This is a genomic window from Actinoallomurus iriomotensis (assembly GCF_030269445.1).
Classification (GTDB): Bacteria; Actinomycetota; Actinomycetes; order Streptosporangiales; family Streptosporangiaceae; genus Actinoallomurus; species Actinoallomurus iriomotensis.
Genome location: NZ_BSTJ01000009.1, coordinates 158833 through 171111 on the forward strand (window position 1 = coordinate 158833; position 12279 = coordinate 171111).

At 70.9% G+C, this 12279-nt stretch carries 12 protein-coding genes; 8 read left to right on the forward strand and 4 right to left on the reverse strand.

Going from position 1 to position 12279, the window contains the following annotated elements; all coding sequences use genetic code 11:
* Nucleotides 1–40 precede the first annotated feature (40 nt).
* From QSK37_RS33095 to QSK37_RS33120, 6 genes are all read left to right on the forward strand, one after another.
* Nucleotides 41–1279, forward strand: coding sequence for a glycosyltransferase 87 family protein (locus QSK37_RS33095; protein ID WP_285629175.1), 1239 nt, complete (start codon nt 41–43; stop codon nt 1277–1279).
* Nucleotides 1276–1731 (forward strand): DUF4446 family protein, encoded by a 456-nt coding sequence (locus QSK37_RS33100; protein ID WP_285577609.1) that lies wholly within the window; start codon nt 1276–1278, stop codon nt 1729–1731. The genes QSK37_RS33095 and QSK37_RS33100 overlap by 4 nt, the downstream gene beginning before the upstream one ends.
* 72 nt (nt 1732–1803) lie before the next feature.
* Nucleotides 1804–2763, forward strand: a complete 960-nt coding sequence (gene pheA / locus QSK37_RS33105; protein WP_285577611.1) for a prephenate dehydratase — start codon at nt 1804–1806, stop codon at nt 2761–2763.
* Between the two features lie 100 nt (nt 2764–2863).
* Nucleotides 2864–4252, forward strand: a complete 1389-nt coding sequence (locus QSK37_RS33110) for a hypothetical protein (RefSeq protein WP_285629177.1) — start codon at nt 2864–2866, stop codon at nt 4250–4252.
* A 59-nt stretch (nt 4253–4311) separates the two neighbouring features.
* Nucleotides 4312–5571: a serine--tRNA ligase gene (serS, locus tag QSK37_RS33115; RefSeq protein WP_285577614.1), complete on the forward strand. Its 1260-nt coding sequence runs from the start codon at nt 4312–4314 to the stop codon at nt 5569–5571.
* Nucleotides 5568–6371 carry an HAD family hydrolase gene (locus QSK37_RS33120; RefSeq protein WP_285629179.1) on the forward strand — a complete coding sequence of 268 codons (804 nt, stop codon included), beginning with the start codon at nt 5568–5570 and terminating at the stop codon, nt 6369–6371. The genes serS and QSK37_RS33120 overlap by 4 nt, the downstream gene beginning before the upstream one ends.
* On the opposite strand, the gene QSK37_RS33125 is transcribed toward QSK37_RS33120, so the two are convergent.
* A complete protein-coding gene (locus QSK37_RS33125; RefSeq protein ID WP_285629181.1) occupies nt 6366–6890 on the reverse strand; it encodes a bacterial proteasome activator family protein in 525 nt (174 codons plus the stop codon). The two genes, QSK37_RS33120 and QSK37_RS33125, sit on opposite strands and share 6 nt — an antisense overlap.
* 6 nt (nt 6891–6896) lie before the next feature.
* On the reverse strand, nt 6897–7862 hold the full coding sequence (locus QSK37_RS33130) for an NAD(P)H-quinone oxidoreductase (protein WP_285629183.1): 966 nt from the start codon (nt 7860–7862) through the stop codon (nt 6897–6899).
* A 188-nt stretch (nt 7863–8050) separates the two neighbouring features.
* On the opposite strand from QSK37_RS33130, the gene QSK37_RS33135 reads away from it, so the two are divergent.
* The gene (locus QSK37_RS33135; protein WP_285629185.1) at nt 8051–9880 is read left to right on the forward strand and encodes a MinD/ParA family ATP-binding protein; all 1830 of its coding nucleotides are present in this window, start codon (nt 8051–8053) and stop codon (nt 9878–9880) included.
* 57 nt (nt 9881–9937) lie between these two features.
* On the opposite strand, the gene QSK37_RS33140 is transcribed toward QSK37_RS33135, so the two are convergent.
* Nucleotides 9938–10543: a TetR/AcrR family transcriptional regulator gene (locus QSK37_RS33140; RefSeq protein WP_285629187.1), complete on the reverse strand. Its 606-nt coding sequence runs from the start codon at nt 10541–10543 to the stop codon at nt 9938–9940.
* 88 nt (nt 10544–10631) lie between these two features.
* Between QSK37_RS33140 and QSK37_RS33145 the strand changes: the two genes are divergently transcribed.
* Nucleotides 10632–11066, forward strand: a complete 435-nt coding sequence (locus QSK37_RS33145; protein ID WP_285629189.1) for a hypothetical protein — start codon at nt 10632–10634, stop codon at nt 11064–11066.
* A 135-nt stretch (nt 11067–11201) separates the two neighbouring features.
* On the opposite strand, the gene QSK37_RS33150 is transcribed toward QSK37_RS33145, so the two are convergent.
* Entirely contained in the window at nt 11202–12272 is a 1071-nt protein-coding gene (locus QSK37_RS33150) for a hypothetical protein (protein WP_285629191.1), read from the reverse strand.
* Between the last annotated feature and the right edge of the window lie 7 nt (nt 12273–12279).

Here is a 12279-nt window from a genome sequence, read left to right on the forward strand (position 1 = left end):
CGTCCCCAGGCTAGTCGCGGACGCGGGACAGGATGGACACATGGGTGAACGAAGGACGATACGCGGGGCGGTGATCGTCACAGTGGCGTTCGCCATCGCCGCCGTCGCGGTCGCGCCCCTCGTCCTGCACTGGCTGACGAACCAGCCTGATCAGCGGCTCGTCGATCTGGACGTCTACCGCTCGGGCGGGCAGGCCGTGCTGCGCGGGGCTCCGGTCTATGACTTCCTGACCCAGCCGCCGCAGCTCCTCCCGTTCACCTACCCGACGTTCGCGGTGCTGCTGGCCGTGCCGCTCGCCCTGGTCCCGTGGACCGTCGCCCAGTGGCTGTGGACGGCATTGATCTTCGTCGCCATGACCCTGGTCGTGCGGTACTCCTTCGCCCGGCTGCTCGGCCGGATCCGGCCGTGGGCGCCGATCATGGTCGGGGTGCTCGTCGCGCTCTGCGCGTACGCCATGCCGCTGCGGGACCAGGTGCGGTTCGGGCAGGTCGACATCATGCTCGTGGCCATGTGCGTGGCGGACGTCGCCCCCGCGCGCACCCGCTGGCCGCGCGGCGTCCTGGTCGGGCTGGCCACCGCGATCAAGCTGGTGCCCGGGGTGTTCGTGCTCTACTTCCTGATCACCGGCCGGCGGCGCGAGGCGATTCACGCCGCCGTCGCGGCCGTGGCGGCGACGCTCCTGACCTTCCTCGTCCTGCCCGCCGACTCGGCCGACTACTGGTTCCGCGCGCTGTTCGACAGCGATCGGCTCGGCTCCAACAACGGCACCACCAACCAGTCGATCCGCGGCATGCTGCTGCGCCTGTACTGGCCGGACGCCGTGACGTCGCTGATCTGGCTGGTCTGCGTCGCGATCGTCGCCTACATCGGCTTCCACGCCGCCCGCGCCGCCTGGCGGGACGGCGACGAGATCCGCGGCATCGCGATCACCGGGCTGATCGCCGTGCTGGTGTCGCCGGTCTCCTGGATCCACCACCTCGCGTGGCTGGTCATGGTCCTCGGCGCGATCGTCGGGGACGGACGCGGCCTGCGCCGCATCGCGCTCGCCGCCGGCGTCTGGCTCTTCTACGTGCTGGAGGTGCCCTGGTGGGGGATCACCATGCTGGCGCACCACATCGGGCCCCGGTTCGCCGGCCGGATCGTCCAGGACGCGTACGGCCTGGGGGCGGTGGTGCTCTTGGTCGTCTTGTGGCGGATTCGCCGGTACCCCATTGATTCGCAAAGTGACGGCCCGGACACCTCGCGTAATGAGCCCAGGGTGGGTACGCTCAATTCGTGATCCACATCACTCTGGCATTGATCGGCATCATCCTCGGCGGCCTGGGCCTCTACGCGGGTCTGACCGCGCGCAAGCGCGCGGTGCAGGCGTTCGAGGAGTGCGCGGAGATGATGCGGCGTCAACTCCAGGTGACCTCCGGCGCCGGCGACAACCGCGCCGTCCGCGACGTCGCGATCGTGCACTACGACGCGCTGAAGGAGTCCTCCGCCGGGCTGTCCTTCTCCGTGGCGATGCTCAACGCCCTGGGCGACGGCATCGTGCTCACCTCGATCAACGGCCGCACCGAGGCCCGCACGTACGCCCGGGTGATCCAGGGCGGGCGCAGCCAGCAGGTGCTGTCTCCGGAGGAGGACCACGTCGTCCGCGCCGCCCGGCTCGGCCGGGGTCCGGCCATCCGGCTCGACGAGCGGCTCGACGTCCGCGTCAACGGACAGCCCTCTTCCCCCTCATAACGGCCCTGCCGGTCCATGGCAGCCCGTAACCTGAAATCGCACCGGACCGGATCAGGGCAGAGGGGAACTTTCGTGATCGACCCACGTCACAGTGCCGTGGCCGGCACGCGGTTCGCCTATTTCGGGCCCGAGGGCACCTTCACCGAGGCGGCCCTTCTCACGTTGCCCGAGGCGGCCGAGGCGTCCCGTGAGCCGTTCGCCACCGTCCCGGCGGCCCTCGACGCCGTACGCCGTGGCGACGCCGACGCCGCGATGGTCCCCCTGGAGAACTCCGTCGAGGGCCCGGTCACCACGACGGTCGACGACCTCGCCGACGGCGACGCGCTGATCATCGCGGGTGAGGTCCTGATCCCCGTGGAGTTCTCCCTGCTCGTGCGCCCCGGCACGGGGCTGGGCGACATCAAGCGGATCTGCACCCACCCGCATGCCTACGCCCAGTGCCGCAAGTGGCTCGCCGCGACCCTGCCGGAGGCCGACGTGTCGACCGGCACCTCCACCGCCGGCGCCGCCATGGAGGTCTCCGACCCGACCTCGAGCTTCGACGCGGCGATCGCCGCCCCCATCGCCGGGCGGCGCTACGGCCTCGTCGCCGCCGCCGAGGGCATCGCCGACCACTCCGGCGCGGTCACGAGGTTCGTGCTCGTACGCCGCCCCGGCCCGCCCGACGCCCCGACCGGCGCCGACCGCACCTCCCTGATGGCGTACCTCACCGACGACCACCCCGGCGCGCTGCTGGAGTTCCTCACCGAGTTCGCGGTGCGCGGCGTCAACCTGACCCTGATCCAGTCGCGCCCGACCGGAGACGGCTTCGGCCGCTACCGCTTCTGGATCGACTGCGAGGGCCACGTCGCGGACGCCCGGGTCGGCGAGGCGCTCATCGGCCTGCGCCGCGTCTGCGCCGACATCCGCTTCCTCGGCAGCTACCCGCGCGCCGACAGGGTGCGCCCGGAGATCCGCCGCGGCACCCACGACGACGACTTCGCCGAGGCGTCCGCCTGGCTGTCGGCCATCCGCTCCGGCCGCGACCTGTAACTCCTCGTATGTGATCAAACCGTGTCCGGACGGTGGGCAACGCCCGGCCCGGCGCCCGCGTCACCTAGGGGATCACCGCCCCTACCCCTTGGAGACGCGTGTGTTCAAAGCTCTTGGAGCCGTCTTCGCGGCCGTCGTCGTCGTGGCCGCCGCCCAGGTGCCGGCGAGCGCCGACGGCACCCCGGCGCCGACGCGCTTCAGCGAGTTCTCGATCAACCCGACCGCCGTCGACGTCGACCATCCCACGGTCACGTACACGGGCCGCCTGGTCTACACCGACGCCGGCGGTACGGAGGAGGGCCTGCCGGACGCGCGCGTCTGCCTGCGCAAGGACGAGGTCTGCCTGGAGTACGTGAACACGGACGCGGACGGCCGGTTCACGGCCCCGGTGACTCTGGGGACGACCGGGGAGCATCCGACGATGGTCGAGGGGAACGCGGGAGCGCACTTCCAGGGGAACGCGGACCACCGGTACGCGCTCGTCACTCCCGGCGTCTTTCTGCACGTTCTTCCCGCCAAGACCCGGATCTCGATGGCGTTCGACCCGGCGCCGTCCGTGGTCGGCGCGCAGGTGAAGGTCACCGGGCGCCTCGAACGTGTCATGCCGGACGGAGGGGCGACCGGCGTCGCGGGTCAGGTGGTGAAGGTCTTCTTCCAGCCTGACACCGGTGGTGCGGATCCGGCCACCCAGATCGCGCAGGGGCTCACGGCCGCCGACGGCTCCTACAGCGTGCCCGCCACGGTGCCCGGCGAGGGCTACTGGCACGTGGAGACGCCCTACGTCTACGACCGCGGTCCGGCGGGCGACGGGTACGGCCCGTATCTCGGCGCGCGGGCGGACAGCGGCGTCATGGTCGCCGACCACCGTACGGCGGTCATCGGTTTCAACGCCGCGCCCGAGCCGGTGGGCAAGGGCAACACGATCACCGCCACCGGCCGTGTGGTGCGGTACCGGGCGGACGGGTCCACCGAGCCGGGGACGAGTTCGCCTCTGCTGCAGTTCTCCACCGACGGCAAGAAGTGGACGGACCTGTACGGCGTCGACCCGGACGCCGACGGCTACTTCAAGATCACCACTCCGGCGGTGCGCGACGGCTACTGGCGTGTCGACACCACCGAGATGCCCGGAGCCGGGGAGCTGCCCGCCACGAGCGGTTCCGACTATGTGGACGTGCGCTACCGGACGGCGATCTCGTCGTTCAACGCTTCGCCCGAGCCGGTGCGCAAGGGCAGGACGATCACGGTGAGCGGCACGCTGAAGCGTGACACGACCGCCTGGAAGGCCTTCTCCGGCCAGAGCGTGAAGATCTACTTCCAGGCCAAGGGCGCCACGACCTGGACGTACGAGGGAAGCGCGAAGACGACTTCCACCGGACACTTCGCCCACGGGTTCAAGGCCGCCAAGGACGGTACCTGGCGCGCGACGTACTCGGGAGGCTCTTCGTACCTGGCGGTGACCGGTTCCGGCGACTATGTCGACGTCCGCTGATCGCCGATCGGAGGTTATCGGGGCGCGGAGGCCAAGGACGTCCGGGTAACCTCGTGCCTGTGATCGACCTGCGAACCCTTCGTGACGACCCGGAGCGGCTGCGTGTGAGCCAGCGCGCCCGAGGCGAGGACGACACCGTCGTCGAGCGGCTGCTCGACCTGGACGAGCGGCGGCGGTCCGCGCTGAGTTCGTTCGAGTCGCTGCGGGCGGAGCAGAAGTCCTTCGGACGGTCGGTCTCCAAGGCCCAGGGCGACGAGCGCCAGAAGCTCCTCGACCGGGCCAAGGAGCTCGCCCAGCAGGTCAAGGAGGCCGACGCCGAGGCGCAGCGGCTCGACCAGGAGCTGACCGAGCTCCTGCGCACGGTGCCGAACATCGTCGAGGAGGGCGCTCCGGCCGGCGGCGAGGAGGACTACGTCGTACTGGAGACCGTCGGCACCCCGCCGACCTTCGCCTTCGAGCCCAAAGATCATCTGGAGCTCGGCGAGGCGCTCGGCGCGATCGACATGGAGCGCGGGGCCAAGGTCGCCGGCGCCCGGTTCTTCTACCTGACCGGTGTCGGCGCCCAGCTCCAGCTCGCCCTGCTCAACCTCGCGATGGAGCAGGCCATCGGGTACGGCTTCACCGCGATGGTCCCGCCCGTGCTGGTCAAGCCCGAGGCGATGGAGGGCACCGGCTTCCTCGGCGCGCACGCCGCCGAGGTCTACCAGCTGCCCCAGGAAGACCTCTACCTCGTCGGCACCTCCGAGGTGCCCCTGGCCGGCTACCACATGAACGAGATCATCAGCGATCTCCCGCGGCGCTACGTCGCCTGGTCCTCCTGCTTCCGCCGCGAGGCCGGGTCGTACGGCAAGGACACCCGCGGCATCATCCGGGTGCACCAGTTCGACAAGGTGGAGATGTTCTCCTACTGCGACCCGGCGGACGCGCACGAGGAGCACCTGCGCCTGCTGGAGTGGGAGAAGGAGATGCTCGCCAAGGTCGAGCTGCCCTACCGCGTGATCGACACCGCGGGCGGCGACCTGGGCACGAGCGCGGCCCGCAAGTACGACTGCGAGGCGTGGGTGCCGACCCAGAAGCGCTACCGCGAGCTGACCTCCACCTCCAACTGCACCGACTTCCAGGCGCGCCGCCTGTCGGTGCGTCACCGCGACGGCAACGGCCGCACCCGCCCGGTGGCGACGCTCAACGGCACGCTGGCCACGACCCGGTGGATCGTCGCGATCCTGGAGAACCACCAGCAGGCCGACGGTTCGGTACTCGTGCCCAAGGCACTCCAGCGGTTCCTCGGTCGCGAAGTGCTCGAGCCCGTCGCGAAATGACGTCCCCGCGCCTGATCGCGACCGACCTGGACGGCACGACCGTACGCAGCGACGGCACGGTGTCCGAGCGCACCGTCAAGGCGTTCGCCAGAGTGGAGCGGGCCGGGGCCATGCTCGTCATGGTCACCGGCCGGCCGCCACGCTGGATCCACCCGGTCGCCGAGGCCGTGGGACATCGCGGCGTCGCGATCTGCGCCAACGGCGCCCTGGTGTACGACCTGCACGACGAGCGGGTGATCCGCTCGCACCTGATGACCGCCGAGGCGCTGCGCACCGCGATCGAGACGCTGAACGCCGCCCTACCCGATCTGGGCTTCGCGGTGGAGTACGAGAACGGCATCCAGTACGCGCGCGGCTATGAGCTGTCCGGCTGGGACAACGCCGAGCGCGACGACTCGATCGCACTGAAGGAGCTGATGACGCGGCCGGCCGCCAAGCTGCTGGCCCGCCATCCCGAACTCGACGCCGACGCGCTGCTCGCCGCCGTCACCGACCTGGTCGGCGAGGTCGTGCTGCCGACCCACTCCAACGGCCGCCGGCTCGTCGAGATGAGCGCGCCGGGTGTGTCCAAGGCCAGCTCGCTCGCGGAGCTGTGCGACGAGCACGGCATCGCCTCCGCCGACGTCGCGGCGTTCGGCGACATGCCCAACGACCTGCCGATGCTCATGTGGGCGGGCCGGTCCTACGCGGTCGCCAACGCGCACCCGCAGGTGCTCTCCGCGGTGGGCCGTACGGTGGCGGGCAACGACGATGACGGCGTTGCCCGCACCATCGAAGAACTGTTTCCCGAGGAACTATAGGTACGGGCCGGAGGCGCGGCCGGGGGCGCTGTCCTCTTGCGGGATCGCGCCGGGAGGCAGCGCGCGGCGCATCTGCTCGAGCTGGGCACGAGCCGCCATCTGCTGGGCGAACAACGTGGTCTGAATGCCGTGGAACAGGCCTTCGAGCCAGCCGACGAGCTGCGCGTGGGCAACCCGTAGCTCGGCCTCGCTGGGGGTGTTGTCGGTGGTGAACGGCAGCGCGATGCGCTCGAGCTCTTCGATGAGCTCCGGCGCGAGCCCGTCCTCCAGCTCCTTGATCGAACGCTGGTGGATCTCCGCCAGCCGGGCCCGGCTGGCCTCGTCGAGCGGTGCCTGCCGGACCTCTTCGAGCAGTTGCCGGATCATGCTGCCGATGCGCATGACCTTGGCCGGCTGCTCGACCATCTCGGCGACCGAGCGCTCCTCCGACTCACCGTCCTCACCGGAGGCCGTCGCCATGCCGTTCTGGCCGACGACGACGATATGCGGGTCCTGGTTGCTGTTCAGTGGATTGTTCATGGGGCCTCAGTTTCCCACCGTGAGGAGGATCTTGCCGATGTGGGTGCTTTCTTCCAGGATGCGGTGCGCGGCGGCCGCATCGTGCATCGGGACCGTCCGATCCGTGATCGGGCGCACGGCCCCCGACTCCAGCAGCGGCCACACGTGCTCGCGCACCGAGGCGACGATCTCAGCCTTCTCTTCGCGTGGCCGGGACCGCAACCCCGTCGACTGTATCGACGCGCGCCGGCTCATGAGCTTGCCGAGGTTCAGCTCGGCCCGGGCGCCGCTCTGGAAGCCGATGATCAGGAGCCGGCCCCCGGTGCCCAGGGTCTCCACGTTACGCGCCAGATATTCGGCGCCCATGTTGTCCAGGATGACATCGACCGGCCGGGCCGCTTTGACGAAATCCTCGGTGCGGTAGTTGATGGCGATGTCGGCACCGAGCTCGCGGCAGCGTTCGAGCTTTTCCTCGCTGCCCGCGGTGCACAGCACTCGCGCGCCGTGCGCCTTGGCGAGCTGGATCGCCATCGTGCCGATTCCGCTCGAACCGCCGTGCACCAGGAATGATTCGCCTTCGCGGAGTCCGGCCAGCATGAAGACGTTCGACCAAACGGTGCAGACGACCTCGGGCAGGCCCGCGGCCTCGACGAGGCTCACGCCTTTCGGAACGGGCAGCACCTGCCCCGCGGGCACGGCCACCCGCTCGGCGTAACCGCCGCCGGCGAGGAGCGCGCACACCTCGTCACCGACGCTCCACCCGGTGACACCCTCGCCCAGCGCCGCGATCCGCCCGGAGGCCTCGAGCCCGGGATATTCGGACGCGCCGGGCGGCGGGGGATAGGCGCCCTTTCGCTGGGAGACGTCGGCGCGATTGAGACCGGCCGCGACGACGTCGAGTAGCACCTCACCTGGGCCGACGACGGGATCGGCGACCTCGGTCCATCGCAATACGTCTGGCTCGCCCGGATTTTCGATCACGATCGCATGCATGGGCCTCACGTTAGTCGGGCATGGTGACGCGACACGGTATGGGCCGGTACCTAGAGTGGCTTAGGCTGCCGATGAGCGTCTTTTTGCGGGTTCATCCACTGCGCGTCCACGAGGGGGACCTAGTGGCACGAAATGATCAGGATAAAACGGGTCGTTCTCTCGAAGAACAACTCGCGTCCCTTGATGCGATGAGCGGCGACGACGCCGCGAGGCCGAGCGAAGAGGACAGGGCGAAAAAGCCCGGCGAGGACAAAGCGGTCGAAGAGGACGAGGGCGAGTCCACCGGCGTGTGGACGAACACGCCGCCCGCGCCGACCTTCCCGCAGTACCCCGCCCCGCAGGACGCCCCCGCCCAGCCGCCCGCGCAGCCGTCCACCGAGGGGCCGCAACCCTACGGCTTCGGCTTCCCCGGCTATCCCCCGCAGGACTTCGGCGGGGTGCAGCAGCCGCCGCAGTTCCCCGGCATGCCCGCACCCGGCCTGGAGTACGGCCCGTCGCCGTACCAGCCGCCCGAGCAGCCCGGTCCGCCGCCGTACGAGAGCATCCCGCCGGTGAACGGCACGGGCGCCGCCGAGGCCGCCCCCGCCGAGCCGGAGGAGCGGTACGAACCGGACGAGGAAGAGCGGACCCAGTACGTCGACCGGCGCCTGCCGGCCGCCGAGGCCACCCAGGTGGACTCCGGCTACGACAACTACTCCGAGGGCGGCTACCCCGGCTACGCGCAGTACCCGCCGCCGCAGTACGGTCCCCAGCCGGAGCAGGGCTACCCCGGCCAGCAGTACTACGGACCGCCCCAGGGCGGCGAGCAGCCGCCGTACCAGGGACAGCAGCAGTACGGCCCGCCGCCGGAGGCCGAGCAGGGCCAGTACCAGGGCCAGTCGCCGTACGCTCCGCAGGCCGAACAGGGCCCGTACCAGCAGCCCTACCCGCAGCAACACCAGCAGTACGGCCCGCCGCCCGAGGCCGAGCAGGTCCCGTACCAGCACCAGGGCTACGCCCCGCAGCAGTACGGGCCGCCCGGCGCGGAGCAGGGACCGCCGCTGGCCCCGCTGCCGGACGCGTACGCCCCGCAGCCCGAGACCGGCCAGACCGCCGACAGCCTGAGCGCCGACACCTTGCTGCGCGGCCGCCGGCACGCGCCGGCGGGCGGCTGGCGGCGCGCGGTCTACAAGGCGTCGGGTGGTGTCATCCACCCGGGCGAGTCGCCGCAGGAGCTGCGCAAACGCGAACTGCTCGCGCGCGCCCGCACGCCCGTCGCCGGCGGCCACCACCGTGTGGCGGTGATGAGCCTCAAGGGCGGCGTCGGCAAGACGACGACCACCGTCGGGCTCGGCTCGACACTGGCGTCGCTGCGCGGCGACCGGGTCATCGCGGTCGACGCCAACCCCGACCGCGGCACGCTGTCGGACAAGGTCCGCCTGGAGACCGCCACGACCGTACGCGACCTGCTGAACGAGCACCAGCAGATCCAGCGGTACGCGGACGTGCGGGCCTACACGTCGCAGTCGTCCTCCCGGCTGGAGGTGCTGGCCTCCGACCGCGACCCGGCGGTGTCCGAGGCGTTCAGCGAGGACGACTACCGCACCGTCGCGCACGTGCTGGAGCACTTCTACTCGATCTGCCTGACCGACTGCGGCACCGGCCTGCTGCACTCGGCGATGGCGGGCGTGCTCGGCCTGGCGAACCAGCTGGTGCTGGTCAGCTCACCGTCGGTCGACGGCGCACGGTCGGCCTCGGCGACGCTCGACTGGCTGGAGGCCCACCACTACGGCGACCTCGTACGCAACGGCGTCGTGGTGCTGTCCATGGTGCGCTCCCGCAGCCGCAGCACGGTCGACCTGGACCGGCTCCAGGCCCACTTCGAGAGCCGCTGCCGGGCGGTCGTCCGCATCCCGTACGACCCCCACCTCGAAGAAGGCGCCGAAGTAGAGCTCGACCAGCTCTCCGCGGCCACCCAGGACGCCTACCTGGTCCTGGCCGCGACCGTGGGCGACGGCTTCGCCTGGCCCACCAGCTGAGGTCTTGTCCCAGAGCCTCCTGCCCCCGCCACGGGCGGGGACTCTGGGACGAAGGCCCTACGGGCCGTCCGGGGAGGGCCAGAGCGCGCGCAGCGGTGCCATGCCCTCCTCGACGTAGTCGGCGATCGGCCGCACGCCGCCGTCGAGGTACCACTGCTCCAGCGCGGCGAAGTAACCGAACACGAGTGCGTTCGCGGTGACGCGCGCCTGGGCCTCGGTCCGATCGCCGCGGGCCGCCATCATCGGGGCGATTCGCTGACTCGCCCGATCGAGCGCCGCGCACGCGGCCATCCGCACCGAGGGCTCCTGGAAGAAGTAGCGCACCCGGCGCCAGGGGCTCCTGTCGGTACGCGAGCCACCCGGCACGTCCTCCGGCATCGTCTCGTACCGGCGCACGATCCGCAGCAGGCTGCCGACGGGATCGTCCAGATCCAGGAGCTCCTCCAGCGCCTCATGGCTCATGCTGTCGAACTCGTCGGCGACGAGCAGCCCCTCCTTGGTCCCGAAGAAGCGGTAGACCGATGACGGCGACACCTCCGCCGCGGCGGCGATCTCCTCGATCGTGACCGCGTCGAACCCCCGCTCGTCGAAGAGGTCTAGCGCCCGCTCCTGAATGGTGCGCCGCGCCTTCACCCGCCAGCGTTCCCGCAGCCCAGATGCCATCCCCCGAGGCTATCGACGTCCGCAACGTTCAGCAAGTGACTTTCTATAGCGATTGACTCGCTGGGCGACCGTACATACAGTCACTCGCATGAGACAGTCACTTTCTGAGAAGTCGATCGCTCTGACAACGGCGACGGCCCTGTCGGCCGTCCTGGCGGTGGCGGCGATCATCGACCAGGCCGGCGGCCACACCCTCATGGATCACGCCGACACGGTGTACGCCCCGGTCGGCAAGCACCCGTCCGCAGGCCTGCTCTACGGCCTCGTGTACACCGTCGCGATCATCGACGCCGCGCTGTGGCTGCTCGTGCGGCGCGTCGCGCGCTCACACCGCCGGTCGGCGTCGATCCTGGCCATGACCGTGACCGTGATCTCCGCGAGCCTCGCCGTACTCCTGCTCGTCTCTTCCGAGTACGGCGCACGGATCTTCCCCCCGCTGTGGGGCGGCCTGGCACTCCTCCCGTCCGTCGCGGGCACCCTCGCGGCCGCGTTCCTCCTGCGCCGCGACCCGGGACGGCGGTGATCGCCCCGGGTGGTGGCGCAGAGCGTCGGCAGGCGGCGACGGTGCGCGGACGTGTCCGATGAGCCACCAGGGCACATCGCGCGCAGGACGAAGCGGCGGCGGATCCGCGGTCGTCGCGGACCGGGGTGGGGGCGTTCAGGCTGGGCGCTGTTCGCGGTCGCCTGTGCGCCTTTCGGATGAGAGTTCCGCGAGGCGGACGCCGAGCATGACCACGGTGAAGCCGGCGAGGCCGCCGAGGAGCAGCCGTGCGAGGTGGGGGCCGTCGGTGAGGAAGCCGTTGCCGACCAGTTCGCTCCATTCGGTGATCAGCGGGGTGGCTGGGATGGCCAGCAGCGCGCAGGCACGTCGGCCCTCGCGGGTCCGTGCCAGGACGACGAGGAGGAGGATGAAGGCCGTCAGCAGAGCGGCCAGTTGGAGCGTGTTCCAGACGTGCGACGAGTGCTTGAACGCCTGGAGGCGCTGGTCGGCCTGACGGGCGTCGGGAGCCGTGTGGGGCCACGGGACGAACAGTGCGGACAGCGGTGCCGTGGTCAGGGCGATGAGGACGGCCGCGGCGGCCGCCGCGCCGAGTACCGCGCGTCGGCCCAGCAGCTCCGCGCCGTGGCGGGGGCCTGGCGATGCCAGCAGTGACGCGGTCGCCACCAGCGAGAGCGGCAGGGAGGTGGTGACCAGCGTCTCGGTGAAGATCGCACCCCACAGTGTGGTGGCCGTCCCGTACACCACGAGCAGGAGCTGGGCGCCGGTGAGGACGGATGCGGCACAGGCGGCGGGGCGGCGGGCACCGCGCCAGGCCAGGACGGCGATGACCAGCCAGACCGCCCAGTACGGGGCGGTGCCGAAGGACTGGACCAGCATGTGCGGCAGGGAGAAGGGCCGGTGCGCTCGCGCCTCGATGAACTGGGACACGGCTTGTGGCGTGTTGACGGCGAATCGCAGGCCTTCGGCGACCAGCAGGAGGGTGGCCACGAACCCGGCGATGGCGGTGGCGGCGGCCCAGCCCGGGGTCGTGGACCCGCCGACCGCCCTGCGCAGGTGGATCCGCACGGCGCCGCGCAACAGGTCGTACACATCGGCGGCGGACGGGCGGGTCTGACCTGGCCGGGCTCCGGCCAGCAGAACGCCGAGCATCTCCTGCTCGTGTTCCCGCCGGTGATCGGCCGGATACCAGCTCAGCAGGCGACGGTAGCGGTCTTCGAGAATGCTCAACAGTGTC